21 protein-coding genes are annotated in these 25,074 nt (G+C 68.8%); 4 read left to right on the forward strand and 17 right to left on the reverse strand.

Translation table 11 applies throughout. The features are described 5' to 3' along the window. Together H9L17_RS01195 and orn are read right to left on the reverse strand one after the other, a co-directional pair. Positions 1-2,970: a ligand-binding sensor domain-containing diguanylate cyclase gene (locus H9L17_RS01195; protein WP_187570574.1), complete on the reverse strand. Its 2,970-nt coding sequence runs from the start codon at positions 2,968-2,970 to the stop codon at positions 1-3. Between the two features lie 68 nt (positions 2,971-3,038). After that, a complete protein-coding gene (orn, locus tag H9L17_RS01200) occupies positions 3,039-3,608 on the reverse strand; it encodes an oligoribonuclease (protein ID WP_187571804.1) in 570 nt (189 codons plus the stop codon). A 58-nt stretch (positions 3,609-3,666) separates the two neighbouring features. Between orn and H9L17_RS01205 the strand changes: the two genes are divergently transcribed. After that, positions 3,667-4,143 (forward strand): DUF2721 domain-containing protein, encoded by a 477-nt coding sequence (locus H9L17_RS01205; protein WP_187570575.1) that lies wholly within the window; start codon positions 3,667-3,669, stop codon positions 4,141-4,143. 9 nt (positions 4,144-4,152) lie between these two features. On the opposite strand, the gene tadA is transcribed toward H9L17_RS01205, so the two are convergent. The 12 genes from tadA to ndk all read right to left on the reverse strand — a co-directional run bounded on the left by tadA (position 4,153) and on the right by ndk (position 16,715). Beyond that, on the reverse strand, positions 4,153-4,617 hold the full coding sequence (tadA, locus tag H9L17_RS01210; protein ID WP_187570576.1) for a tRNA adenosine(34) deaminase TadA: 465 nt from the start codon (positions 4,615-4,617) through the stop codon (positions 4,153-4,155). Beyond that, the gene (gene guaA / locus H9L17_RS01215; protein WP_187570577.1) at positions 4,614-6,173 is read right to left on the reverse strand and encodes a glutamine-hydrolyzing GMP synthase; all 1,560 of its coding nucleotides are present in this window, start codon (positions 6,171-6,173) and stop codon (positions 4,614-4,616) included. Before guaA ends, tadA begins: the two co-directional genes overlap by 4 nt. 66 nt (positions 6,174-6,239) lie before the next feature. Beyond that, entirely contained in the window at positions 6,240-7,700 is a 1,461-nt protein-coding gene (gene guaB, locus H9L17_RS01220; protein ID WP_187570578.1) for an IMP dehydrogenase, read from the reverse strand. 197 nt (positions 7,701-7,897) lie between these two features. Then, positions 7,898-8,767, reverse strand: a complete 870-nt coding sequence (gene folD / locus H9L17_RS01225) for a bifunctional methylenetetrahydrofolate dehydrogenase/methenyltetrahydrofolate cyclohydrolase FolD (protein ID WP_187570579.1) — start codon at positions 8,765-8,767, stop codon at positions 7,898-7,900. A gap of 55 nt (positions 8,768-8,822) precedes the next feature. Next, entirely contained in the window at positions 8,823-9,866 is a 1,044-nt protein-coding gene (locus H9L17_RS01230; RefSeq protein WP_187570580.1) for a DUF2272 domain-containing protein, read from the reverse strand. A 103-nt stretch (positions 9,867-9,969) separates the two neighbouring features. Further along, positions 9,970-11,370 (reverse strand): ribosome biogenesis GTPase Der, encoded by a 1,401-nt coding sequence (der, locus tag H9L17_RS01235; RefSeq protein WP_187570581.1) that lies wholly within the window; start codon positions 11,368-11,370, stop codon positions 9,970-9,972. A gap of 126 nt (positions 11,371-11,496) precedes the next feature. Next, positions 11,497-12,672 (reverse strand): outer membrane protein assembly factor BamB, encoded by a 1,176-nt coding sequence (bamB, locus tag H9L17_RS01240; RefSeq protein WP_187570582.1) that lies wholly within the window; start codon positions 12,670-12,672, stop codon positions 11,497-11,499. After that, positions 12,672-13,319: a YfgM family protein gene (locus tag H9L17_RS01245; protein WP_187570583.1), complete on the reverse strand. Its 648-nt coding sequence runs from the start codon at positions 13,317-13,319 to the stop codon at positions 12,672-12,674. Before H9L17_RS01245 ends, bamB begins: the two co-directional genes overlap by 1 nt. Positions 13,320-13,397: 78 nt before the next feature. Then, complete coding sequence (locus H9L17_RS01250) at positions 13,398-14,213, reverse strand: helix-turn-helix domain-containing protein (RefSeq protein WP_187570584.1); 816 nt, start codon at positions 14,211-14,213, stop codon at positions 13,398-13,400. Beyond that, complete coding sequence (locus H9L17_RS01255; RefSeq protein WP_246455135.1) at positions 14,210-15,028, reverse strand: tetratricopeptide repeat protein; 819 nt, start codon at positions 15,026-15,028, stop codon at positions 14,210-14,212. The genes H9L17_RS01250 and H9L17_RS01255 overlap by 4 nt, the downstream gene beginning before the upstream one ends. Further along, the gene (gene rlmN, locus H9L17_RS01260; protein ID WP_187570585.1) at positions 15,018-16,274 is read right to left on the reverse strand and encodes a dual-specificity RNA methyltransferase RlmN; all 1,257 of its coding nucleotides are present in this window, start codon (positions 16,272-16,274) and stop codon (positions 15,018-15,020) included. The genes H9L17_RS01255 and rlmN overlap by 11 nt, the downstream gene beginning before the upstream one ends. A 15-nt stretch (positions 16,275-16,289) precedes the next feature. After that, on the reverse strand, positions 16,290-16,715 hold the full coding sequence (ndk, locus tag H9L17_RS01265) for a nucleoside-diphosphate kinase (protein ID WP_187570586.1): 426 nt from the start codon (positions 16,713-16,715) through the stop codon (positions 16,290-16,292). Between the two features lie 223 nt (positions 16,716-16,938). Between ndk and H9L17_RS01270 the strand changes: the two genes are divergently transcribed. The 3 genes from H9L17_RS01270 to H9L17_RS01280 all read left to right on the forward strand — a co-directional run bounded on the left by H9L17_RS01270 (position 16,939) and on the right by H9L17_RS01280 (position 21,233). After that, entirely contained in the window at positions 16,939-17,565 is a 627-nt protein-coding gene (locus H9L17_RS01270) for a TetR/AcrR family transcriptional regulator (RefSeq protein WP_187570587.1), read from the forward strand. Between the two features lie 21 nt (positions 17,566-17,586). Further along, complete coding sequence (locus H9L17_RS01275) at positions 17,587-19,956, forward strand: 3-hydroxyacyl-CoA dehydrogenase/enoyl-CoA hydratase family protein (RefSeq protein ID WP_187570588.1); 2,370 nt, start codon at positions 17,587-17,589, stop codon at positions 19,954-19,956. Positions 19,957-20,030: 74 nt separating this feature from the next. Next, positions 20,031-21,233 carry an acetyl-CoA C-acyltransferase gene (locus H9L17_RS01280; RefSeq protein ID WP_187570589.1) on the forward strand — a complete coding sequence of 401 codons (1,203 nt, stop codon included), beginning with the start codon at positions 20,031-20,033 and terminating at the stop codon, positions 21,231-21,233. 67 nt (positions 21,234-21,300) lie between these two features. Here the strand turns inward: H9L17_RS01280 and galU are convergent, their stop codons facing one another. Genes galU through H9L17_RS01295 form a run of 3 tightly spaced genes read right to left on the reverse strand, consistent with a single transcriptional unit; the run spans position 21,301 to position 25,024 of the window. Beyond that, positions 21,301-22,212 (reverse strand): UTP--glucose-1-phosphate uridylyltransferase GalU, encoded by a 912-nt coding sequence (galU, locus tag H9L17_RS01285; protein WP_187570590.1) that lies wholly within the window; start codon positions 22,210-22,212, stop codon positions 21,301-21,303. A gap of 20 nt (positions 22,213-22,232) precedes the next feature. Next, the gene (locus H9L17_RS01290) at positions 22,233-24,134 is read right to left on the reverse strand and encodes a polysaccharide biosynthesis protein (RefSeq protein WP_187570591.1); all 1,902 of its coding nucleotides are present in this window, start codon (positions 24,132-24,134) and stop codon (positions 22,233-22,235) included. Beyond that, the gene (locus H9L17_RS01295) at positions 24,131-25,024 is read right to left on the reverse strand and encodes an MraY family glycosyltransferase (protein WP_187570592.1); all 894 of its coding nucleotides are present in this window, start codon (positions 25,022-25,024) and stop codon (positions 24,131-24,133) included. The genes H9L17_RS01290 and H9L17_RS01295 overlap by 4 nt, the downstream gene beginning before the upstream one ends. Positions 25,025-25,074 lie beyond the last annotated feature (50 nt).

A 25,074-nucleotide genomic window follows, 5' to 3' on the forward strand; every position in this document is an offset into this window, starting at 1 on the left:
TTACCCGACGATGCGGTTGCGCCCGCTGCGCTTGGCCTCGTACAGGAGCAGGTCGGCGCGGGCCACCAGGGCTTCGTAGCGCGACGCGTCGCCCCGCTCCGCCACGCCGCCGCTGACCGACAGCGTCCAGCCCGGCGCGTATTCGCTGCAGTCGATGGCCTGCACGCGCTGGCGCATCGCCTCGCAGATGTCGCGGGCGCGCTCCAGCGACACCCGCTCGAACAGCACGGCGAACTCCTCGCCGCCCCAGCGCGCCAGCATGCCCGCGCCGTCCAGCGCGTCGCGCAGCGCATGCGCCACCGCCACCAGCGCGCGGTCGCCGGCGGCGTGGGAGTAGCGGTCGTTGATCTGCTTGAACTCGTCCACGTCGAACAGCGCGAAGCACAGCGACCGCCGGCTGCGCACGGCCCGGCCGAACGCCGCCTCCAGTTCCACGTCCAGGCTGCGGCGGTTGCCGACGCCGGTCAGCGCGTCCTCCAGCGCCATCCGCTCGAAGGCTTCCGACTGCTTGCGCAGCCGGTCCAGCAGCAGCGTCTTTTCCTGGTCGGATTCGCGCAGCCGCTCGGCGTGCTCGCGCAGGTCGCGGGTGCGCTGCTCGACCATGCCTTCCAACCGCTCCGCACGCTGGCGCAGGTGGCTGACGCGCCAGAGGAAAAGCCCGTAGACCAGCAGGGCCGCCAGCAGCGCCGCGGCGACGATGAAGCCGCGCCGCTGCCAGGGCTGCGGCGCGATCTCCACCTGGACCGAGGTGATGCCCGGGCTCCAGCCGCGCCCCAACCCGGGCGCGGACACGTTGACGTCGAAGCGGTAGGCGCCGGGACCGAGGTTGGTGTACTGCACGACCCGCCGGTTGCCCTGCTCCACCCAGCCGGTTTCCAGGCCTTCCAGGCGATGCCGATAGCGCAGGAAGCGCGACGCCAGGAAGCTCGGCGCCGCGTAGCGGAATTCCAGCTTGCGGGTTCCGGCCGGCAGCCGCAGCACGCCGGCCAGCGACACCGGCCGGTCGTCCGCCAGCACCTGCTCCAGCACCGCATGCGGCAGCTCGTGCCGGTACTTGCCCAGCGTGCCGGGCGCGATCGTCGCCGCGCCGCGCGCGGTCGCGACCCAGATGTTGCCGCGCGCATCGCGCAGCGCGACCGGCCCGGAACCGCCGTTGCACTGCGAACTCACCAGCCCGTCCGCTTCGCCGAAGTGGTCGAAGCGCAGCGGCGCGCGGCGGCCGGCCAGCACCGCCTCGGCTTCCTTGCGCGGAAGCCGCAGGACGCCGCGGTTGGAGGTCAGCCACAGGTTGCCGAGGCGGTCGTCGACGACCGCGAACAGGGTGTCGAACGGCAGCCCGCTCGCCAGCCCGAGCCCCTGCAGCCGGCCGTCGCGGTAGCGCAGCAGGCCGCGGTCGGTGGCCATCCACATGGTGCCGTCGGCGTCCTCGAGGAACCCGAACACGTCCTGTGCGCCGTTCATCGCCCGCATGTCGAGCGGATGCACCGTCTCGCCGACGATCCGCACCGCGCCGTTCGAGGTGCCGACCCACAGCGTGCCGTCGCGCGCCAGGTGCAGGGAAATGATGAAGTCCCGCTGCAGGCCCTGCGCCATCCCGAACAGCTGGAACTGCCCGTCGCGCATCCGCACCAGCCCGCGGGTGGTACCGATCCAGACGTTGCCGTTCGCGTCCTCGGCCAGCGCGCGCACCTGGTTGCTGCCCGGCATGCCGCGCGCGCTGTCGTAACGGGCGACGATGCGGCCGTCGCGCATGCGCAGCACGCCGTCGGTGTAGCTGCCGATCAGCAGGCTGCCGTCGCGGGCCTGCAGCAGGCTGAGGACGGAATCGCCCGGCATCCCGTCCGCCTTGGTGTAGCGGGCCACGATCGCGTTGTCGCGCCACAGGTTCAGGCCGCGCCCGGTGCCGATCCACATGCCGCCGCCCGGCGCTTCGGCCAGCGCGCGCACGTAGTCGTCGGTCATGCCCTGGTCGCTGTTCCAGGTGGTGAACGGCGCATCGCTCAGGCGCATCAGGCCGGCATTGGTCCCGGCCCAGATGCTGCCCTCGCGGTCCACCAGCAGGGAGGCGACGCGGTTGTTGGGTAGCTCGCGGCCGCTGGTGAAATGCTCCACCGCCGATCCCGCCAACCGGAACAACCCGTTGTTGACCGTGCCCACCCACAGGTGGCCGGCCGCGTCTTCGGCGAGGCTGGGAACGCCGTCGTTCGGCAGCAGCGGCGACACCAGTTCGAAGCGCTCCGATTTGCCGATGCGGCGATAGGCGCCGCGCTCGGTGCCGACCAGCAGCTCGCCCTTCGCGGTTTCCACCACCCGGAACACCGGCGCGTCCGGCAGGCCGGCGCTTCGCGGCACGAGACGCGCCTGCCCGTCGACGATGTGGACGAGGCCGCCTGCGGTGGCCGCCCAGATGCTGCCGTCGCGGGCTTCCAGCAGGGCGAACGCCACGTTGCTGGGCAACCGCCCGTTGCCGACGTTGAACTGGATGGCCTTGCCGTGGTCGAGGCAGGTGATGCCCAGGCTTTCGGTGGCCGCCCACAGCCGTCCCTGCCGATCCAGCAGGGCGTCCATGATTTCGTCCTGGGCCAGGCCGTCGGCGACCCGCCACGTCCTCCAGTCGTCGCCCTGCTTCACCGTCACGCCGCCGCGGGACGTGCCGACGACGACCGCGCCGCCGTCCGACGCGCGCACCGAGCGCACGCCGTTATCCTTCATCGCCGGCGTGTTGCTGCGGTCGAACAGCTGGAACTCCAGCCCGTTGTAGCGCACCAAGCCTTCCCAGGTGCCGAGCCAGAGGTAGCCATCCGGGGTCTGGGCGATGGCGTTGACCTGGTTGTGCGGCAGGCCCTGCCGGGTGGTCCAGGTTTCGCGGTAGAACGCGGTGATCGGCTTTTCGGTCGCCGCCGGCTGCGGCGCATCGAGGGCAAGCGCGGCGCACGGCCACAGGCACAGCGCGGCCAATACGCCGAGCATCGCCGCAAGCCAGCCGTATCGCGCAGACGCCCCCTGCATCCGGCCCCGCCCCCTGTCCCTGTCGTGCCTCAGTCCACTGCCGGTCCGGCCAGCGCGCCCATGTGGCGGCGATAGTGGCGCAATTCGGCGATGGAATCGTGAACGTCGCTCAACGCGGTGTGCGCGGAATGCTTCTGCACGCCGTCCAGAACCTGCGGCGCCCAGCGGCGCGCCAGCTCCTTGAGCGTGCTGACGTCCAGGTTGCGGTAGTGGAAATGACGCTCCAGCGACGGCATCAGCCGATGCAGGAAGCGGCGGTCCTGGCAGATCGAATTGCCGCACATCGGCGAGGCGTTCGCCGGCACCCACTCCTGCAGGAAGGCCAGCGTGCGCGCCTCGGCCTCGCCCAGCGGCACGCCCTCCTCCAGCACGCGCCGCCACAGCCCGGACTTGCCGTGCTGGTTGCGGTTCCAGTCGTCCATCGCCTCCAGCGTTTCAAGCGAGTGGGCGATCGCCAGCTCCGGCCCCTCGGCGAGCACGTTGAGCTGGCTGTCGGTGACCACGGTGGCGATTTCCAGGATGCCGTCGCGGTCGGTATCGAGCCCGGTCATTTCCAGGTCGATCCAGATCAGGCGCTGGTTGGGCGAATCGTCGGGCATCGGGCTCGCGCGCATGGTGGAGTATGGGCATCATACCGGCTCGCCATCGGGACGCCGCATGCTCCAGAACACCGCCCTCGCCCTCGGCCACCACGCCATCCTGACCGCGATGCTGGCCCCCGCGTTCTTCCTGACCGCCACGGCCTCGCTGCTGATGTCGGCCAACACCCGGCTGGCGCGCGTGGTGGATCGGCTGCGCGCCCTGATCGTCGCCTGGGAACACGATGCGCCGGACCGCAGCGAGCGCGACGACCAGATCCTGCGCCACCGCCGCCGTGCGCACCTCGTGCTGCGCGCCTGCCGCCTGCTGTACGGTGCGCTGGCCAGCTTCGTCGGCACCAGCCTGGCGCTGGCCGCGGACGCGCTGCTGGACTCGCGCCTCGGCGCGCTTCCGACCGCGATGGCTGTGGTCGGCGTGCTGTTCCTGCTGGCCGCCAGCTTCGCGATGTGGCGCGAGGTCAGCCTGGCGGTGAAGAGTTTCGATATGGAGCTGGATCAGAGCATGGCGAAGCGGCGTCCGCAAGACGCGCACTGACGGCGCAGGTCATTTGCCGCGCTTGGCGCGGAACCACGCGGTCAGCATCGGCCCGGCCACGTCGGCCAGCACGCCGCCGGTCACTTCGACGCGATGGTTGTGGCGCGGATCGGCCAGCAGGTCGAACACGCTGCCGGCCGCGCCGGTCTTGGGATCGAACGCGCCGAACACCACCCGCGCGACGCGCGCATGCACGATCGCCATCGCGCACATCGCGCAAGGCTCCAGCGTGACGTACAGCGTGCAGCCGACCAGGCGATGGTTGCCGAAGGCCGCGCCCGCGCGCCGCATCGCCACGATCTCGGCGTGCGCGCTCGGATCGCATTCGACGATGTTGCGGTTCCAACCCTCGCCGACGAGGTTGCCTTCGGCATCGACCACCAGGGCACCGACCGGGATTTCGTCGTCCTCGCGCTGCGCGCGCTCGGCGAGCGCGAGGGCCTGCCGCATCCAGCGCTCGTCGGCGTCGCTCATTCCCACTCGATCGTCGCCGGCGGCTTGCCGGAGATGTCGTAGACCACGCGCGAGACGCCGCGCAGTTCGTTGATGATGCGGTTGCTCACCGTGCCGAGGAAGTCGTACGGCAGGTGCGCCCAGTGCGCGGTCATGAAATCGATGGTTTCGACAGCACGCAGCGCGATCACCCATTCGTAGGCGCGCGCGTCGCCGACCACGCCGACCGACTTCACCGGCAGGAACACCGCGAACGCCTGCGAGGTCTTGTCGTACAGGCCGGCCTTGCGCAGTTCGTCGATGTAGATGGCGTCGGCCTTTGCCAGCAGTTCGGCGTACTCCGGCTTCACTTCGCCGAGGATGCGCACGCCCAGGCCCGGGCCGGGGAACGGATGGCGGTAGACCATCTCGCGCGGCAGGCCGAGTTCGACGCCGAGCCGGCGCACCTCGTCCTTGAACAGCTCGCGCAGCGGTTCCACCAGGCCCAGCTTCATGTGCTCGGGCAGGCCGCCGACGTTGTGATGGCTCTTGATGACGTGCGCCTTGCCGGTCTTGCTGCCGGCGGATTCGATCACGTCCGGATAGATGGTGCCCTGCGCCAGCCACTTGGCGTCCTTCAGCTTCGACGATTCCTCGTCGAAGATTTCCACGAACAGGTTGCCGATGATCTTGCGCTTGGCTTCCGGATCGGACACGCCCTCGAGCTTCTCGAAGTAGCGCTCCGCGGCGTTGACGCGCACCACCTTGACGCCCATATGCTGGGCGAACATCGCCATCACCTGATCGCCTTCCTGCCAGCGCAGCAGGCCGGTATCCACGAACACGCAGGTGAGCTGCTCGCCGATGGCCTTGTGCAGCAGCGCGGCCACCACCGAGGAATCGACGCCGCCGGACAGGCCGAGGATCACTTCGTCGGAACCGACCTGCTCGCGCACGCGGGCGATCTGGTCGTCGATGATGTTGGCCGCCGTCCACAGGGTCTTGCAGCCGCAGATATCGACCACGAACCGGCGCAGCAGAGCCTCACCGGCAGCGGTGTGGGTCACTTCCGGATGGAACTGCACGCCGTAGATCTTCTTCGCGTCGTTGGCGAAGGCGGCGATGCCGAGGCGGTCGGTGCGGGCGGTGACGGTGAAGCCGGCCGGCGCCTGCGACACGTGGTCGCCGTGGCTCATCCACACGTTGCGCAGTTCGGCGGTGGTCGCCACCTGCGACAGCAGCGCGTCGTCGCCGACGATCTCCAGCGCGGCGTGGCCGAACTCGCGCTGGTTGCCCGCCTCGGTATCCCCGCCCAGCTGTTTCGCCAGCGTCTGCATGCCGTAGCAGATGCCGAGCAGCGGCACGTCTGCGTCGAACACCTGCTGCGGCGCGGCCGGGCAGCCCGCTTCCGTGGTCGATTCCGGGCCGCCCGACAGGATGATGCCCTTCGCGCCGAACGCGGCGATCTCGGCGGGATCGTGGTCCCACGCCCAGATTTCGCAGTACACGCCGATCTCGCGGATGCGACGGGCGATCAGTTGGGTGTACTGCGCGCCGAAATCAAGGATCAGGATCTTGTCGGAGTGGATGTTGGTCATGCGCTGACTGGCTTTCGATGTTGGATACAACAAAGGGAGTCTTGCGGCTCCCTTTGCGTGGATGGATCAACCGGCGCGGTAGTTCGGCGGTTCCTTGGTGATCTGCACGTCGTGGACGTGACTCTCGCGCTGGCCTGCGCCGGTCACCTGCACGAAGGACGGCTGCGTGCGCATCTCCTCGATGCTGGCGCAGCCGACATAGCCCATCGTCGCGCGCAGGCCGCCTACCAGCTGGTGCACCACGCCGGACAGCGGCCCGCGCACAGGGACGCGCCCCTCGATGCCTTCCGGCACCAGCTTGTCGGCGTCGGCGGCATCCTGGAAATATCGATCCTTGCTGCCCTTCTCCATCGCGCCGAGGCTGCCCATGCCGCGATAGCTCTTGTAGCTGCGGCCCTGGAACAGTTCGATCTCGCCCGGGCTTTCCTCGGTGCCGGCGAACAGGCCGCCGATCATCACGCTGGACGCGCCCGCCACCAGCGCCTTGCCGATGTCGCCGGAGTAGCGGATGCCGCCGTCGGCGATCAGCGGGATGCGATCCTGCAAGGCCGACGCCACCATGTCGATGGCGGTGATCTGCGGCACACCGACGCCAGCGACGATGCGCGTGGTACAGATCGATCCCGGGCCGACACCCACCTTCACCGCGTCCGCGCCCGCGTCCATCAGCGCCAGCGCGGCATCGCCGGTGACGATGTTGCCGCCGACCACCTGCACCTGCGGGAAGCGCTTCTTCACCCACGCCACGCGCTCGATCACGCCCTGCGAATGGCCGTGCGCGGTATCGACCACGATCACGTCCACACCGGCGGCCACCAGCGCTTCCACGCGCTGCTCGGTGTCGCCGGCCACGCCGACCGCGGCGCCGACCAGCAGGCGCTCGTGCGCGTCGTAGGCCGCGTTCGGGTTGTCGGATTTCTTCTGGATGTCCTTGACGGTGATGAGGCCGCGCAGCGCGAACTCGTCGTTGACCACCAGCACCTTCTCGATGCGGTGCTTGTGCAACAGGCCCAGCACCTCGTCGTCGCTGGCGCCTTCCTTCACCGTGACCAGTTTTTCCTTCTTGGTCATCACGTGGCGGACCGGATCGTCCAGCTTCTTCTCGAAGCGCATGTCGCGGCCGGTGACGATGCCGACCAGATGGCCGGACTCGTCCACCACCGGCACGCCGGAAATGTTGCGCGCGCGGGTCAGGCGCAGGACTTCGCCGATGGTGGTGTCCGGGCCGACGGTGAACGGCTCGCGGATCACGCCGGCCTCGAAGTTCTTCACCCACGCCACCTGCGCGGCCTGCGCCTGCGCGGTCATGTTCTTGTGGATGATCGAGATGCCACCGAGCTGCGCCATCGCCACCGCGAGGCGTGCTTCGCTGACGGTATCCATCGCCGCCGAGGCGATCGGCAGGCGGATGCGCAGGTCACGGGTGAGGCGCGTTTCCAGCGAGACGTCCTTCGGCAGGACGGTGGAATGCGCGGGGACGAGGGAAACGTCGTCGTACGTCAGTGCTTCAGCCAGGATGCGGAGCATCGGCAGACCCATGTGGAAGTGGGGAAGCGCGCCATTGTAGCGCTTTTTGCGCAGGCTTCGGAAGGATGCGGCGGGAGGCGAACTCGGGGTGTGCCTGGATCGTCCAGGGGCCGGCCTCGCAACCAAGCGAGTAACGGGGAGCGACTTGCGAGGCCGGCCCTTGGAAGATCCCACCGGCTTTTCTGCTTGCCCGTGTTTCAGGCTGCCGCTTTGTCCGCCAATTCCGCCGCTTCCAGCGTGTTCTGCATCAGCGTGGCGACAGTCATCGGCCCTACTCCACCCGGCACAGGCGTGATCCAGCTGGCCCGCTTGGCCGCCTCTTCATAGCCCACGTCGCCGACCAGCCGCCCGTCGTCCAAGCGGTTGATACCGACGTCGATCACCACCGCGCCCGGCTTGACCCATTCGCCCGGAATCAGGCCCGGCCTGCCGACCGCCACCACCAGGATGTCGGCCTCGCCCACGTGGCGTTTCAGCACGTCCTGCGGAGTGAACTTGTGGCAACTGGTGACGGTGCAGCCGGCGATCAGCAGCTCCTGCCCCATCGGCCGGCCGACGTGGTTGGAAACGCCGACGATGGTGGCGCTTTGCCCGCGCACCGGCTTGTCCGTCCAGGCCAGCAGCGTGGTGATGCCGCGCGGGGTGCACGGGCGCAGGCCGAACTGGCGCAGCGCCAGGTGGCCGACGTTCTGCGGGTGGAAGCCGTCCACGTCCTTGTCGGGATGGATGCGCTCGATCAGCGCGCTGGCGTCGCGGATGCCGGGCAGCGGCAGCTGGATCAGGATGCCGTGCACCTGCGGGTCGGCGTTGAGCCGATCAATCAGCGCCAGCAGTTCGGCTTCGGTGGTGCCGGCGGGCAGGTCGTGATCGAAGGCGTGGATGCCGACCTTGTCGGCGGCGCGGCGCTTGTTGCGCACGTAGCTTTGGCTGGCCGGGTCGCTGCCCACCAGCACCACCGCCAGCCCCGGCCGCGATTTGCCGGCGGCCAGGCGCGCATCGACCTGCGCCTTCAGGTCGGACAGCAGTTCGTCGGCGATGCGTTTTCCGTCAAGGATTCGGGCGGTCATGCGGCAAGGTGCGTGGCGGGCGGACGCGCATTATCGCCCAGCGCGCAGGCCCGGCCTATTCCGAACCCTGCAATGGCGCGTCCGGTTGCGCCTGCTGCACGGCCTGCCCGGCCGCGGGACAGCGCGGGATGCCGGAACCGAGCACGCAGTTCACGCAGCAGGTGGGTGCCACCGGCGCGCTGGGCAGGAAGCTCGGCGGTTCCACCGGGCCGATCTTCGCGAGTTCGTCCTGCGGCTTGAGCTTGAGCACCGCCGCCCAATCCTGGCGGTTGAAGTTGCAGGCGGCCTGCGTCTGCGGCGAGCACTCCACATCGCCTTCGGTGCGCTGCGGCATGCCCCACAGCTGGCCCTGCGCGTTGAGGTTGAGGACGCGCATGGTCACCGCCTGCTGCACGTTGCCGCCGATGGCGTAGGCCTTGCCGTCGTCGACCGCGACGATCATGTCGCAGTGCATCGGCAGGCCCCCGCTGATGCCGTCGATGGTCTTCGCCAGCCCGTCGTAGCCGTACACGCGGGTGGTGCGCACGTAGCAGAGCATGTCACCGGTTTCCAGCTTCGCCGACATCGGTTCGACCAAGCGGTACGGGCTGCCGGCGGCGTCCTTGCGCGCCGCGCGCACGTAGTCGAAATGGCTGGCCGAGCTGCGGAAGCCGGGCACGCCGGCGCGTTGCATCACCCAGCTCACGAATGCGGCCGACCACGGGTTGTCGACCACGAAACCGCGGCAGCCCAGACCGGGATACGAGAGATTCAGTGCGGCGTAGCCGCAGTCGCTGGCGCCGGGCTTGAAGCCCATCGGCGACAGCAGCCCGCTGGCCTGCCAGTAGAACGCCACCCGCCGCCAGGGCGAGCCGCCGTCCTTGAGCCCGCTGCCTTCCGCCTCGTAGGCGGTAAGGCTGGCCAGCCGGCCTTCGGTGTCGATGAACGGCCGGTTCCAGCGCAGGTGCTCGTCGCAGGCGATCGCCGCGATGCGGGTGGCGACCTGCGGATCGGACTGGCGCTGCGACAGCGCGGGACACTGGTCGGCGGCGAACGCGTTGCCGGCGGCCAGCAGCAGGCAGGCGAGCAGCAAACGGCGCATCCATGCGTAGATCGACATCAGGCAATTCCTCCGGCGCCCCGCGCCGCGTGATCACATTACCCCGGACAAGCGCGATTCCGCGTGCAGACCGGACATCGCGGCTCGGCCCGGGCGGCCGACATCAGCCGCCGCGCTTCACGTGCCGCATCAGCCGGCGCTTCTTCGCCACCTGGCGCTCGCTCAGTTCGTTCTTCTTGCCTTCGTACGGATTGGCGCCTTCCCTGAACACGAAGCGGATCGGCGTGCCGACCAGCTTGAAGCGCTTGCGGAAGAAGTTCTCCAGATAGCGCTGGTAGGTGGCGCTCAGCGTCTTCAGGCGGCTGCCGTGGACGACGAAGGTGGGCGGGCTCTCGCCGCCCGGATGGGCGAAGCGCAGCTTGGCGACGTGGCCGCGCACCACCGGCGGCGGATTGGCCTCGTACGCCGCTTCCATGGCGCGGGTCACGTCCGCGGTGCTGAACTCGCGGGTGGCCGAACCGTGCGCGCGGTGGATCGCCTTGAACAGTTCGCGCAGGCCCGAGCCGTGCAGCGCGGAGATGCGCACGCGCTCGGCCCAACTGACGAAGCTCAGCTTGCGCTCGGCCAGCGCCTCGGCCTGCTGGCGCTCGTAGTCGGTGCGGCCGTCCCATTTGTTGATCGCAACGACCAGCGCGCGGCCCGCGTCCAGCGCCGCGCCCAGCACGGTGGCGTCCTGGTCGGTCACGCCCTCGCTTGCGTCCAGCATCAGCACCGCGACCTGGCACTGTTCCAGCGCCTGCAACGTCTTCACCACCGAGAACTTCTCGACCGCCTCCTCCACCTTGGAGCGGCGGCGCAGGCCGGCGGTGTCGATCAGGCGGTACTTGCGGCCGTCGCGTTCCAGATCGACGGCGATCGAATCCCGGGTGGTGCCCGGCACTTCCGACGCGATCATCCGCTCCTCGCCGAGGATGCGGTTGACCAGCGTGGACTTGCCCACGTTCGGGCGGCCGACGAAGGCAATGCGGATGCGCTCCGGATCGTCGTCCAGGGTTTCCGCCGCGCCTTCCTCGGGCAGCAGCTTGACGGCCTTCGCCAGCAGCTCGTCGATGCCGGTGCGGTGCGCGGACGAGATCGCCAGCGCTTCGCTGAAGCCGTAGCGGGCGAACTCCGCCAGCGCCGCGCGCACGTCGATGCCGTCGGACTTGTTGACGATCAGCAGCGTCGGCTTGGACAGCTTGCGCAACCAGCGCAGGATGTCGTCGTCCAGCGCCGATGCGCCTTCGCGGCCGTCGACGATGAACAGGATCAGGTCGGCTTCCTCGGCGGCGGCGCGCGACTGCCGCGCGGTCGCGCCGGCCAGGCCCTCGTCCTCGCCGGCGATGCCGCCGGTATCGACCAGCACGAACGGGCGGCCTTCGACCAGCCGGCAGACGCCGTAGTTGCGGTCGCGGGTCACGCCCGGTTCGTCGTGGACCAGCGCGTCGCGGGTGCGCGTCAACGCGTTGAACAGCGTGGACTTGCCGACATTGGGGCGCCCGACCAGGGCTACGAGGGGAAGCATCGGAATCGGACCTTTGGCTGCGGACGCGCACGGCATCCGTTTTTCATGCACTACGAAACAACAGCGGCCCCGGCAGGGTAGCCGGGGCCGCGCGAAGGTGCCAGCCGGAGAGGCTGGCCGGGCGCGTCACTGCAGCGCGAACGCCGCCAGCTTGCCGTCGCTGGTCTGCACGACCGCGATGTCATCGGACACCACCGGCGTGCCGGTGATCGCCTCGCCCAGCTTGCTGCGGGCGGCGAAGGCGCCGTCGTTCAGGCGCAGCCAGTGGACCACGCCGTCGAAATCGCCGACCACCGCGTAGTCGCCCTGCACCGCCGGCGCGGACACGTTGCGGTTGAGCAGACTGGCCTGCTGCCACAGGCTGCCGCCGCTGTTGCGATCCAGGCCAATGACGTTGCCGGTCTTGTCGGTCACGACCACCGCCGAATTGCTGACGCCCACGCCGCGCGCGCCGCCGTGCTCGCTGTCCCACATCACCTGGCCGCTGGGGCCGTCGATGGCGACGGTGTGGTTCTTGTAGCTGCTGGCGAACAGGGTGGTGCCCTGCAGCACCGGCTCGCCGTCGACGTCGGCCATGCGCTCCAGCTCGCTGCGGCCGTCGGCTTCGGCCACCGGCGTGGTCCACAGCACATTGCCGTCGTTGACGTTCAGCGCGGTCAGGGTGCCGTTGTCGCCACCGACGAACAGGATGCCCGGGCCGAGGGTCATGCCGCCGGTGCCGCGCACGGTCAGCGCCGGCACGTCGACGCTGTAGAACCAGCGGCGCGCGCCGGTTTCGGCGTCGAACGCGGTGACCCGGCCGTCGTTGGAATGCACGAACACCGTGCCGCCGCCGATCACCGGCGCGGCCAGGACTTCGTTGTTGACCTTGGCGGTCCACTTCTCGTGGCCGTCGGCCGCGTCCAGCGCGATCACCTCGCCTTCCAGGCCACCCACCACCACCAGCCCGGAACCGGCGCCGGGGCCGCCGCTCAGCTGCAGCTCGGAGGCGTAGTGCCAGAGCTGGCCGCCGTTGTTCAGGTCGAACGCGGACACGCCGCCGTCGACCGCCGCCGCATAGACGCGGCCGTCCTCGACGACCGGATGCTGGCCGATGCCGAGATGCTTCTCGCCCTTGCCCACCGACGCCGTCCACAGCCGCTTGACGGTGACGGTCGGCGCGAAATCGACCAGCTTGGCCGGCTCGCCGGACTTGTCCTTGTTGCGGCCGCCGAACATGTTCTTGATCGAACTGCAGCCGGACAGCATGGCCACCGCCACGGCGGCGGCGGCGAACACCCGCAGGAAACGTCGCTTGTCCATCAACCGTTGCTCCCGGCATGCGGCGGCGTGCCGCCCGCTTCGATCAGTTTCATGGTGATCAGGCGATGCTGCGGATTGCCCACGTCGACCAGCGCCAGCGCCTTGCGGTAGGCCTCCTGCGCCTTGGCCCTGTCGCCCAGCGCGAACTGCGCGTCGCCGCGCGCGTCCAGCATCGCCGCGTCGCGCTCGTCGTCGAGCAGCGGCAGCGCGTCCTTGGCCTTGCCGGCGTCGATCAGCAGGCGCGCGAGGCGTTCCCGCACCACCGGGCGCAGATCCGCCGCATTCGCGTTGTCCTGCTTGCGCAGGGTGGCGATGGCGTCGTCGCGCTTGCCGGCATCGACCTGCGCCTTGGCCAGCTGCAGCGCCGCCAGCGTGCCCAGGGTGGGATTGCCCTTGTCGAGGCCGGCGATCACCGCCTGGCCCTTGTCCTGCGGGATCTTGCCGGCTTCGAACGCCTCGCTGGCCTGCGCGTAGCTCGCGTTCGCCTGCATGCCGCTCTGCAGGCGCTGGCCCTGCCACCACTGCCAGCCGGCGATCACCGCCAGGCCGAGCCCGACGCCGCCGATCAGTCCAAGCGCATTGTTGCGCAGCCAGTTGCGTACCTGTTCGCTCTGTTCGTGCTCGTTGAGCAGTTCGTCAATCGCCATGCTGCCTCTCGCCCGCCATCCGAGACGGGGCGTTGATCTTCTTGCGGTTATCGGGGGAAGCCCGCGCGACGTTGTCTTTCAGTCCGCCGCGACAAGCGAGCCGTCGGAGGATACCTCAAAGCGGGCGACGTTCGCGCGCGCATGCGCCACCGGGTCGATCGCGCGGCCGCGGTCTTCCAGCTCCACCGCCGAGGCGTTGCCGATGGTCATGCGCCGCACCTGCGCCGCGGCATACCGACGCTCGACGCCGGCGGACAGGAGGGTCTTGTCGAGCATGCTGCCGTCGGTCGCGGTCACTTCCAGCCAGGTCTGGCCCTTGGTGCGCAGCACGATCTCGGCCGCCGGCGCGGCGGGCGGCTGCACCGCCGGAACGGGCGCCATCGAGGCGACCACCGTGCGCGGGGTCTTGCCGTCTTCGGCCGTGGCCGTGGCAGAGGACGGATCGACCGGCGCGTCCAGCGCGGCCACGCCCTCGGCGGTGCCGGCAAGGTGCTGGCGGGTCGCCACCCAGACCGGGATCACCAGCGACAGGGTCAGGACGATGTAGACCAGGCGGCGCCCGATCTGCTCCGCCCACCACTGCGCCTTCGGGATGTGGGTGCGGCTGACCAGCCTGGCCGGCTCCACTTGCCCCACGGTCAGCGCGTCCATGATCGGCGCGGTGGTCAGCCCGAGCAGACGCGAATAGCTGCGCACCTGTCCGCGCACGAACACCGGCGCGCCCAGCCGCGACCAGTCTTCCGCTTCCAGCGATTGCACCACCCGCGCCGGCATGTGCAAGCGGGACGCCACGTCGTCGATGCTCAGGCCGGCAGCTTCGCGCGCGGAGCGCAGACGCGCGCCGCAGCCGGCGAGCGCCTCGTGGGTCGAGTCTGGATGGGAAGTCGGAGTCATTGCGTGCGCGGTGCCGCGGTGGAACCGGAGGAAATCGCCTGCAAACGGGAACGATAACGCGATGCGGCCACGTTGTCGCCTATTTTCTGTTCGGTTTGTGCGGCGAGGCTCAATCCCGCCGCGTCGTCGGGCGCGAGCGCCAGCCAGCGTTCGACGAAGGCGCGCGCTTCCAGGTAGCGGCCGTTGCCGAATTCCAGCGCCGCCATGCCCGCCAGCGCGGCCAGGTTGTTCGCGTCCAGCGCGAGCGCGCCGCGCCAGCTGGTTTCGGCGCGCGCGGGCTGCCCGGCCTTGACCGCACATTCGCCGGCGTTGGCCAGCGCCGCGGCCGGCGTGGGATAGGCGGGATCGGCCAGCGCGCGGTCGAACCAGTCCAACGACTCCCCCGCGCGCCCGTTCGCGCACAGCCAGCCGCCGTAGTTGTTGGCGTAGATGCCGTTGCCCGGCGCGGCGGCGGACGCCGCCTGGTAGAACTTCCCGGCCGCGGCTTCGTCGCTGCGCGCGCTGGCGACCAGGCCCAGCAGGGTGTTGGCGTCGCCCGAGCCCGGCTGCGCCTTCAACGCCTTGCGGGCAAGCCCCTCGGCCCCGGCGAGATCGCCGCGCTGGTAGAGCATGGTGGCCGAGGCCAGCAGCATCGCCGCATCGCCGGGGTCCTGCCCCTTTTTCTTGCCGCCGCTGACGTCGTAGGTCGGCGCCACCTTGGTGAATTCGCCTTTACCGGTGCTCGGACGGATGAAGGTCAGGCGATTCATCACCCCGCATCCGGCCACCAGCACCGCGCAGGCCACGACCACCGACACCCGCAGCTCACGCCACATCGACGACTCCCGCGGCGCGCAGCCGCTTGCGGTGCTCGGCGGAACGCCGGGTGCGATCCATCACCTGCCCCTTGAGCTGGCCGCAGGCGGCGTCGATGTCGTCGCCGCGGGTGCGCCGCACCGGCGCGATCATGCCGGCGTTGTTCAGCAGCTTCTGGAAGGTGCGGATGGCGACATCGTCCGGGCGCTGGAAGCGGGTGCCCGGGAACGGGTTGAACGGAATCAGGTTGATCTTGGCCGCGCCCTTCATCTGCACGCGACGGTCGAAATCGCGCAGCAGGCCGATCAGCGCGCGCGCATGCTCGGGCTGGTCGTTCACGCCCTGGATCAGGGTGTATTCGAAAGTGACGGACTCGCCTTTCTTGCGCAGCGCGTAGCGCACGCAGGCATCCAGCAATTCGGCCAGCGGGTATTTCTTGTTGATCGGCATCAGCCGGGTGCGCAGCTCGTCGAACGGCGCGTGCAGCGACACCGCCAGCGACACGTCGCTCTCCACGGCCAGGCGATCGATCATCGGTACCATGCCGGCGGTGGACAGCGTCACCCGCTTGTTGGCGAGGCCGTAGCCGAGGTCGTCGCGCATGATGCTCATCGCGCGCACGACGTTGTCGAAGTTCGCCAGCGGCTCGCCCATGCCCATCATCACCACGTTGGTAAGGCGGCGCTGCTGGTGCGGCACGTTGCCGAGGTGGCGCGCGGCCACCCACACCTGCCCGATGATTTCGGCGGTGGAAAGATTGCGGTTGAAGCCTTGCGTCGCGGTGGAGCAGAACCCGCAGTTGAGCGCGCAGCCCACCTGCGAGGACACGCACAGCGTGCCGCGGCCCTTGTCGGGGATGTAGACGGTCTCGATGGCGTTCTTCGCGTCCATGCCGAGCAGCCACTTGTGGGTGCCGTCGGCGGAGGCCTTGTCGAACACGACCTGCGGCGCGCGCACTACCGCACGCTCCTCCAGCTTGGCGCGCAGCGCCTTGCCGAGGTCGGTCATGTCCGCGAATTCGGTGGCGTAGCGGTGATGGATCCACTTCATCACCTGGTGGGCGCGGAACTTCTTTTCGCCCAGTTCTTCCTCGAAGAAGCGCTCCAGGCGGGCGCGGTCGAAGTCGAAGATGTTGGTCCTGGCATCGGCCGCAGCCGCCGCCACGGTGCTGCCTTCCGCGCCGACGCTGGTCGGCGCGGAGGCAGGCGCGATCCCGTCCTCGCCCAGCAGGGCGATGTCGATGGCCGGGTGGCGCGTGTCGTTCATCGCTTCAACTCGAACTCAGCGCGCGTAGACGTCGGTGGCCGGGAAGAAGTAGGCGATCTCGATCGCCGCGTTCTCCAGCGAATCCGAACCGTGCACCGCGTTGGCGTCGATGCTGTCGGCGAAGTCGGCGCGGATGGTGCCGGCGGCGGCTTCCTTCGGATTGGTGGCGCCCATCAGCTCGCGGTTCTTCAGCACCGCGCCCTCGCCTTCCAGCACCTGCACCATCACCGGGCCGGAGATCATGAACTCGACCAGCGCGTTGAAGAACGGGCGCTCGCGGTGCACGGCGTAGAAGCCCTCGGCCTCGGCCTTGGACAGGTGCTTCATCTTCGCGGCGACGACCTTCAGGCCGGCCTTCTCGAAGCGGGAATAGATCTCGCCGATGACGTTCTTGGCGACGGCATCGGGCTTGATGATCGAAATGGTGCGCTCCAGCGCCATGGGAATACTCTCCGGAAGTGGCGGGCGTCCTTGCCGGATCGCCCGAGGATAACAGAAAAACCCGCGTACTGACGCGGGTTTGGCCGATATGGCTGCGGACGATTCTAACCGATTTCCCCGTCGGTCCGCACCTGAAACCGGGCTTCGCCGGCGCCGTCGGCAATTGACGTACGCATGCGTACGGCGTAGGCTCAAACAAGCGTTTGATTCCGGCGGCGACCGCATGGCCCAGCAGCATTTCTCGACCAAGGACCGGATCCTGCACGCAGCGGAGGACCTGTTCGCCCAGCAGGGCTTCGCCTCGACCTCGCTGCGCCAGGTCACCAGCCGCGCCGACGTCAACATCGCGGCGGTCAACTACCACTTCGGCAGCAAGGAAAACCTCGTCAACGAGGTGTTCCGCCGGCGCATGGACGAGATGAGTGCGCAGCGGCTGGCGGCGCTGCGCAAGGCGACGGAAACCACGCCCGGCGAGCTGGAGCCGATCCTCGCCGCGTTCGTGGAGCCGGCGCTGGCGATGGCGCAGGATCGCCACGGCGGCGGCGCGTTCATCCGCGTGATCGCCCGCGCCTACGCCGAAAGCAACGACAGCCTGCGCAAGTTCCTGTCCGACCAGTACGGCCACGTGCTGCGCGAATTCGCCAAGGCCATCGACGCCTGCGTGCCGGGGCTGGGCAAGGAAGACCTCTATCGGCGGCTGGACTTCCTGTCCGGCGCGCTGACCTATGCGATGGCCGATTTCGGGCTCATCAAGCGCCCGCACGGCGTTTCCGAAGCCACCCATCGCCAGCGCGCCGCCAAGGCGCTGATCCGTTTCGCCGCCGCCGGCTTCAAGGCCGACGCCACCTGATTTTTCAAGGAGATACGAACCATGTCTCATAAACTGCTTGTACGCCGCGCCGCCGTGCTGGGCGCGGGCGTGATGGGCGCGCAGATCGCCGCGCACCTGACCAATGCCGGTGTCGATACCGTGCTGTTCGACCTGCCCGCGAAGGACGGCCCAGCCGACGGCATCGTGCTCAAGGCCATCGCCAACCTCGGCAAGCTCTCGCCCGCGCCGCTGGCCGGCAAGGCGCTGGCCGAGGCGATCACGCCCGCCAACTACGAGACGGGACTCGACCAGCTCAAGGATTGCGACCTCATCATCGAGGCCATCGCCGAGCGAATGGACTGGAAGCAGGATCTCTACAAGAAGATCGCTCCGTTCGTGCCCGCCCACGCGGTGCTGGCGTCCAACACCTCCGGCCTCGGCATCAACACGCTGGCGGAAGTGCTGCCCGAGGAACTGCGCCATCGCTTCTGCGGCGTGCACTTCTTCAACCCGCCGCGCTACATGCACCTGGCCGAGCTGATCCCGGCCAGGACCACCGACGCGACCGTGCTGGAAGGGCTGGAAACCTTCCTGACCACCGCCCTCGGCAAGGGCGTGGTGCACGCCAAGGACACGCCGAACTTCATCGGGAACCGCATCGGCGTGTTCTCGATCCTGTCGGTGATCCACCACACCCGCCAGTTCGGACTGGGCTTCGACGAGGTCGATGCGCTGACCGGGCCGCTGCTGGGCCGACCGAAGTCGGCCACCTACCGCACCTCCGACGTGGTCGGCCTGGACACGATGGCGCACGTCATCAAGACCATGGCCGACACCCTGCCGGACGACCCGTGGCACGCCTACTTCCAGTCGCCGGACTGGCTGCAGGCGCTGATCGCCAAGGGCGCGCTGGGACAGAAGACCGGCGCCGGCATCTTCCGCAAGGTCGGCAAGGACATCGTCGTCCTTGATCTGGAAAAGCAGGATTACCGCGCCGCCGACCGCGCCGCTGCGCCGGAGGTGGTCGAAATCCTCAAGCTGAAGAACCCGGCGGAGAAGTTCGCCAAGCTGCGCGAGAGCCAGCACCCGCAGGCACAGTTCCTGTGGGCCTGCTTCCGCGACCTGTTCCACTACAGCGCCTTCCATCTGGCCGACATCGCCGATACCGCCCGCGACGTGGATCTGGCGATCCGCTGGGGCTACGGCTGGACGCAGGGCCCGTTCGAAAGCTGGCAGGCCGCCGGCTGGAAGCAGGTGGCGCAATGGATCGCCGAGGACATCGCCGCCGGCAAGAGCATGGCCGGCGCGGCGTTGCCGGCGTGGGTGCCGGAACGCGACGGCGTGCATGCCGCAGAGGGCAGCTACAGCCCGGCGAAGAACGCGCTGCTGCCGCGCTCGTCCCTGCCCGTCTACAAGCGCCAGCGCTTCCCCGATCCGGTGCTTGGCGAGAAGTTCGCGCAGGGCGAAACCGTGTTCGAGAACGACGGCCTGCGCATGTGGCACGACGGCGACGGCATCGCCGTGGTCGGCTTCAAGACCAAGATGAACACCGTCTCCGACGCGGTGCTGGACGGCCTGCAGGAAGCCGTTGGCCGCGCCGAGCGCGATTTCGCCGGCTTGGTGATCTGGCAGCACCGGGAACCGTTCTCGGCAGGCGCCGACCTGGCCGGCGCGCTGGGCGCGCTGCAGGCCGAGAAGCTCGACCTGTTCGAAGCGATGGTCGCCAATTTCCAGGCCACCAGCCAGCGCATCAAGTATTCGCTGGTGCCGGTGGTCGCGGCGGTGCGCGGGCTGGCGCTGGGCGGCGGCTGCGAGTTCCAGATGCACAGCGCGAAGACCGTGGCGCACCTGGAGAGCTACATCGGACTGGTCGAAGCCGGCGTCGGCCTGCTGCCCGCGGGCGGCGGCCTGAAGGAACTGGCGGTGCGCGCCTCCGCTGCCGCCGGTCCGGGCGGCGACGTGTTCGCCGAGCTGAAGAAGACCTTCGAGACCGTGGCGATGGCCAAGGTGTCCAACTCGGCGCTCAACGCCAAGGAACTGGGCTTGCTGCGCGGCACCGACAGGATCGCCTTCAACGCCTTCGAATTGCTGCACATCGCCAAGGCCGAGGCGCGCGGGCTGGCCGAGGCCGGCTATCGCCCGCCGCTGCCGGCACGACGGATCGCCGTGGCCGGCGACGTCGGCATCGCCACCTTCAAGATGCTGCTGGTCAACATGCTGGAAGGCCGCTTCGTCAGCGAGTACGACTTCGAGATCGCCGAACGCATCGCCACCGTGCTCTGCGGCGGCAACCTGGATCGCGGCGCGCTGGTGGACGAAGAGTGGCTGCTCAAGCTGGAGCGCAAGCACTTCGTGGAGCTGGCGCAGCAGGAGAAGACCCAGGCCCGCATCGCGCACATGCTGAAGACCGGCAAGCCGCTTCGGAATTGACTTCCTTGCCGTCATTCCCGCTTTCGCGGGGATGACGAATCAGGCCCTTATCGCTCCATGAATCGAGAACTGACATGAGCAAGCAAATCCAGGACGCCTACATCGTCGCCGCCACCCGCACCCCGGTGGGCAAGGCGCCCAAGGGCGTGTTCCGCAACACCCGTCCCGACGACATGCTGGCGCACGTGCTGAAGGCCGTGGTCGCACAGGCGCCGGGCATCGACGTGAACCGCATCGACGACGCCATCATCGGCTGCGCCATGCCCGAAGGCGAGCAAGGCATGAACGTGGCGCGCATCGGCGTGCTGCTGGCAGGGCTGCCCGACACCATCGCCGCGCAGACCGTCAACCGCTTCTGCTCGTCGGGCCTGCAGGCGGTGGCGCTGGCCGCCGACCAGATCCGCCTCGGCAACGCCGACCTGATGCTGGCCGGCGGCACCGAGTCGATGTCGATGGTGCCGATGATGGGCAACAAGGTCGCGCTGTCGCCCAGCGTGTTCCCCGACCACGTCGCGATCGCCTATGGCATGGGCATCACCGCCGAGAAAGTCGCCGAGGAATGGAAGGTGTCGCGCGAGGCGCAGGACGCCTTCGCCCTCGCCTCGCACCAGAAGGCGCTGGCCGCGCAGGCCGCCGGCGAGTTCCGCGACGAGATCAGTCCGTACGAAGTGGTCTCGCACCAGCCCGACCTCGCCGGCAACACCATCTGCCTGAAGAAGCTGCTGGTGGAAAACGACGAAGGTCCGCGCGTCGACACGTCGCTGGAAGGCCTAGCCAAGCTGCGCCCGGTGTTCCGCAACGGCCAGTTCGGCGGCACCGTCACCGCCGGAAACTCCTCGCAGATGAGCGACGGCGCCGGCGCGGTGTTGCTCGCCTCCGAACAGGCGATCAAGGACTACGGCCTTACCCCGCTGGCGCGCTTCGTCAGCTTCAGCGTGGCCGGCGTGCGCCCGGATGTGATGGGCATCGGCCCGATCGCGGCGATCCCGAAGGCGCTGAAGCAGGCGGGTTTGACGAAGGATCAGCTGGACTGGATCGAGCTCAACGAAGCCTTCGCCGCGCAGGCGCTGGCGGTGATCGGCGACTGCGGCCTCGACCCGTCCAAGGTCAACCCGCTGGGCGGCGCGATCGCGCTGGGCCACCCGCTGGGCGCGACCGGTGCGGTCCGCACCGCGACGATCGTGCACGGTCTGCGTCGCCGCCAGCAGAAGTACGGCATGGTGACCATGTGCATCGGCACCGGCATGGGCGCGGCGGGCGTGTTCGAAGCGCTCTGAGCGTCAACCGCGAGCGAAACGGCGCCGGAAGGCGCCGTTCTCGCATGGCGTTGCGGATTCCTACGGCTCAGGTTTCGAAGACGCCCATCTCGCCCAGCGCGTTCTGCATGAGGTCGCGCGCCGCGTCGCTGAGTTTCTCGTTGTCCAGCGCGTAGCGGATCGTCGCTTCGATCAGGCCGATGTGGGTGCCGCAGTCGAAGCGGGTGCCGTGGAAGCGGAAGGCGTCCACGCGTTCGGCGTCGAGCAGCGCCGCGATCGCGTCGGTCAGCTGGATCTCGCCGCCCGCGCCCTTCTGCGTGCGTTCGAGCAGGTCGAAGATGGCGGGCGTGAGGACGTAGCGCCCGACCACGGCAAGATTGCTCGGCGCCGCGTCGGGTGCCGGTTTTTCGACGATCTGGCGGATGCGGCCCGCGCGCCCGTCGAACGCCTCGGTGGCGACGATGCCGTAGCTGCCGGTCTGCTCGCGCGGCACATCCTGCACCGCCACCGCGCTGCCGCCGGTGGCCTGCGCATGGTCGGCCATCTGCTTGAGCGCGCCGTCGCCGCGGCTCCAGATCAGGTCGTCCGGCAGCAGCACCGCGAACGGCTCATCGCCCACCACAGGCTTGGCGCACAGCACCGCATGGCCCAGTCCCAACGCCTCGGCTTGGGTGACGAACACCGCGCGCACGCCGTCCGGCAGCACATTGCGGACCAGCAAGAGCTGCTCCTGCTTGCCGGATTTCTCCAGCTTCTGCTCCAGCTCGTAGGCCTTGTCGAAATAATCCGCCACCGCATGCTTGTAGCGGTTGGTGACGAAGATCAGAGTGTCGCAACCGGCGGCGATGGCCTCGTCGACGGCGTACTGGATCAGCGGCCGGTCCACGATCGGCAGCATTTCCTTGGGCACCGTCTTGGTCGCGGGAAGAAAACGGGTTCCCAAGCCCGCGACCGGGAATACGGCCTTGCGGATGCGCCGCGCGCTGTTTGTGTCTGGCATGTCTTTCCTTGCCGAAGCGATCAATGCTGCCGTGCGCGCCGTCCCGGGAAGACCACGACGGTGGCGGGCCGCGCCCGCTCTTCCGCGGGCGCGAACTCCGGAACAGCCTCGCGCAACGCGGCCTCCAGAGTTTCCAAGTCATACGCCTGGACGCTCGCACGCATGGCTTCGACCGATGCATCCACGCGCTCGGCCGCGACGGCGCGGGGCATGGCCTGAAGGATACTGGGATAGATGGTGCTGCTGTAACGCTCGTCCATGTGGAACAGCGTCTCGTGCAGGCGCTCGCCGGGGCGCAGCCCGATGTAGTCGATGACCACATCCTTGCCCGGCTGTTTTCCGGCCAGGCGGATCATCTGCTCGGCCAGCACCCGGATCGCCACTGGCTCGCCCATGTCGAGCGTGTAGACCGCCTGCTGCACGCCGATCGACCCCGCCTGCAGGATCAGCAGGCAGGCTTCCGGGATGGTCATGAAGTAGCGGGTGACGTCGGGATGGGTCACCGTGACCGGCCCGCCGCGGCGGATCTGTTCGCGGAACAGCGGCACCACGCTGCCGGCGGAATCCAGCACGTTGCCGAAGCGCACCGTCACCATGCGGGTGGTACGCGCGACGGCCAACGCCTGGCAAGCCATTTCCGCGAACCGCTTGGTGGCCCCCAGTACGTTTACCGGGTCCACTGCCTTGTCGGTGGAGACCAGCACGAAGGTACCGACATCCGCCTCGCGGCTGGCCTTGGCCACCGTGTACGTCGCCAGCGCATTGTTGCGCACGGCTTCACGCAGCTGTCCTTGCAGCAGAGGCACCTGCTTGTAGGCGGCGGCATGGAATACGGCTTCCGGCTCCACCAGCTTCAGCGCATGTGCGATCACCGCCGGATCGCCACAGTCACCCAGCACCGGAACACAGAGGATGCCGGGGAAATCCCGGCGCAGTTCGGCTTCAATGGTGAGCAGAGCCAGCTCGTCGATTTCGACCAAGGCAATGCGGGATGCACCATGACGCGCGCATTGCCGACACAGTTCGGATCCGATCGATCCGCCCGCACCGGTCACCAGCACCGAGCGGCCGCCCAGCCAGCCACGGATCGCCTTCCAGTCCGGCGCGCGCGGCTGCCGGCCGAGCAGATCCTCGATCGCCACTTCCTTCAGTTGCCCGGGCAGTGAACGGCCTTCGAGGATGTCGGCAAGCCGCGGCACGGTGCGGAACGGCACCGCGCTTTCCTCGCACAAACCAATGACTCGGCGCATCACCACGGCATCGACCGACGGCATCGCGATCACCAGCAACTGCGCGCCGGTTTCGCGGGCCACCCGCGCCACGTCCGGAATCTTGCCTAGAACCGGCAAGCCTTGCAGGCGTGTACCACGGAGGGAAACAGCATCGTCCAGAAAACCAATCGGATCATAACTGCCTAGCCGGCGCAGATCGCGCACCAACGCCTCGCCAGCCTGGCCTGCACCAAGAATCAGGACGCGCTCTGCTCCATCGCGCGCCTGTTGCTGGCTATGGTCTTTCCAGGCACGAAAGATCAGGCGCGGCGCCCCCAACAGCACGGTCAGCACGAAGGGGTATAGCAGCAGCGCGGCACGCGACACCAAGTCCAGGCGGCTGTAAAAGAACAGCCCGACGACTACCGCCAGCAAGCCGAACAGGCTCGCCTTGAAAATATTGAACAGGTCCGGGACGCTGGCGAAGCGCCAAAGACCCCGATACAACCCCACGCGCCAGGACACCAACCCTTGCGCGACCAGCACGATCAGGACCGTACTGGAGAATGGCGCCAGCGGTTGCGGCGTCGGCTGCAGTGCGTAGCGCAGGTAATGCAGGCCCTGCCAACAGACCCAGACCATCGCGAGATCGTGCACGATCACCGCCATACGCGGCAGGCGATGCTTGAGACGGTCCTTCCACGCGCTCATCGGCCGATTCCTTCGTTTCTGCCTTCAGGTGCACCATGCAGGCGCAACCATGCGCCCATCGACAGACTTGCAAACACCGTTGTAGCAATCCAGACCGGCACGGCGGGGGCCCGCGCGAGCAATAGCATGATCCCGATCGCCACGGCCGTCCATCCTGCATACAGCATCGTGACTGCCGGGTGACCGAGCCGACGGGACAGCCGCTGGTAGAGGTGCTGAACGTGCGGCCGCCACCAGGCCTCGCCGCGCAGCGCGCGCCAGACCAAGGTCAGGCCGCTGTCGACGAGGCAGGCCGCGACGGGCAGGAGCAGCAGCGGCCAGATTCCCGGCGAGCGCGAAGACAGGCCGACGGCGATGAGCGTCGCCAGCAGATACCCCAATGCACCGCTGCCGATGTCGCCCAGGAAAATCCGCGCCTTCGGCAGGTTGAAGGGCAGGAAGCCGACACAGGCGGCGGCCATTGCAACCGCTGCCATCCGACCCGGCCCGGTCAGGAGGCAGGCCAGCCCCAGCGCGCCCAGCAGCGCCTGGACCGCGGCCATGCCGTCGATGCCGTCGATGAAGTTCCACACGTTCACCAGCACGGGAACCAGCAGGAACGCCGCGACAACCGCCGGCATCGCAGCCCCCTGCATATGCAGACCCGCCGCCAGACAGGCCCCCGCCGCGATATGCGCGAGCAGGCGCGGCCAGGCAGGCAATGGGCGATGGTCGTCCCACCACCCCGCTCCCGCCACCAGCAGCAGGCCGGCGCCGATCCACCACCACTGGCGGCCGTCGCGCCATCCCAGCCAAGCGCAGACGCACAGCGCAACCAGCGCGATGCCGATACCGCCGCCGCGCGGCGTGGGCACGGCGTGGCTGCGGCGCTCGCCAGGCGCATCGACCATGCCGCGCCGTCGCGCATGCGCACGCGCCCAGGCGGTGGCAGCGGCGGAAA

The sequence above is a fragment of the Thermomonas brevis genome, assembly GCF_014395425.1.
GTDB lineage: Bacteria > Pseudomonadota > Gammaproteobacteria > Xanthomonadales > Xanthomonadaceae > Thermomonas > Thermomonas brevis.

Bases quoted from the DNA above. Each gene is read 5' to 3' on its own strand.
- H9L17_RS01195 (WP_187570574.1), bottom strand. From the start codon at position 2,970: ATGCTCGGCGTATTGGCCGCGCTGTGCCTGTGGCCGTGCGCCGCGCTT.
- orn (WP_187571804.1), bottom strand. From the start codon at position 3,608: ATGCCCGACGATTCGCCCAACCAGCGCCTGATCTGGATCGACCTGGAA.
- H9L17_RS01205 (WP_187570575.1), top strand. From the start codon at position 3,667: ATGCTCCAGAACACCGCCCTCGCCCTCGGCCACCACGCCATCCTGACC.
- tadA (WP_187570576.1), bottom strand. From the start codon at position 4,617: ATGAGCGACGCCGACGAGCGCTGGATGCGGCAGGCCCTCGCGCTCGCC.
- guaA (WP_187570577.1), bottom strand. From the start codon at position 6,173: ATGACCAACATCCACTCCGACAAGATCCTGATCCTTGATTTCGGCGCG.
- guaB (WP_187570578.1), bottom strand. From the start codon at position 7,700: ATGCTCCGCATCCTGGCTGAAGCACTGACGTACGACGACGTTTCCCTC.
- folD (WP_187570579.1), bottom strand. From the start codon at position 8,767: ATGACCGCCCGAATCCTTGACGGAAAACGCATCGCCGACGAACTGCTG.
- H9L17_RS01230 (WP_187570580.1), bottom strand. From the start codon at position 9,866: ATGTCGATCTACGCATGGATGCGCCGTTTGCTGCTCGCCTGCCTGCTG.
- der (WP_187570581.1), bottom strand. From the start codon at position 11,370: ATGCTTCCCCTCGTAGCCCTGGTCGGGCGCCCCAATGTCGGCAAGTCC.
- bamB (WP_187570582.1), bottom strand. From the start codon at position 12,672: ATGGACAAGCGACGTTTCCTGCGGGTGTTCGCCGCCGCCGCCGTGGCG.
- H9L17_RS01245 (WP_187570583.1), bottom strand. From the start codon at position 13,319: ATGGCGATTGACGAACTGCTCAACGAGCACGAACAGAGCGAACAGGTA.
- H9L17_RS01250 (WP_187570584.1), bottom strand. From the start codon at position 14,213: ATGACTCCGACTTCCCATCCAGACTCGACCCACGAGGCGCTCGCCGGC.
- H9L17_RS01255 (WP_246455135.1), bottom strand. From the start codon at position 15,028: ATGTGGCGTGAGCTGCGGGTGTCGGTGGTCGTGGCCTGCGCGGTGCTG.
- rlmN (WP_187570585.1), bottom strand. From the start codon at position 16,274: ATGAACGACACGCGCCACCCGGCCATCGACATCGCCCTGCTGGGCGAG.
- ndk (WP_187570586.1), bottom strand. From the start codon at position 16,715: ATGGCGCTGGAGCGCACCATTTCGATCATCAAGCCCGATGCCGTCGCC.
- H9L17_RS01270 (WP_187570587.1), top strand. From the start codon at position 16,939: ATGGCCCAGCAGCATTTCTCGACCAAGGACCGGATCCTGCACGCAGCG.
- H9L17_RS01275 (WP_187570588.1), top strand. From the start codon at position 17,587: ATGTCTCATAAACTGCTTGTACGCCGCGCCGCCGTGCTGGGCGCGGGC.
- H9L17_RS01280 (WP_187570589.1), top strand. From the start codon at position 20,031: ATGAGCAAGCAAATCCAGGACGCCTACATCGTCGCCGCCACCCGCACC.
- galU (WP_187570590.1), bottom strand. From the start codon at position 22,212: ATGCCAGACACAAACAGCGCGCGGCGCATCCGCAAGGCCGTATTCCCG.
- H9L17_RS01290 (WP_187570591.1), bottom strand. From the start codon at position 24,134: ATGAGCGCGTGGAAGGACCGTCTCAAGCATCGCCTGCCGCGTATGGCG.
- H9L17_RS01295 (WP_187570592.1), bottom strand. From the start codon at position 25,024: ATGGTCGATGCGCCTGGCGAGCGCCGCAGCCACGCCGTGCCCACGCCG.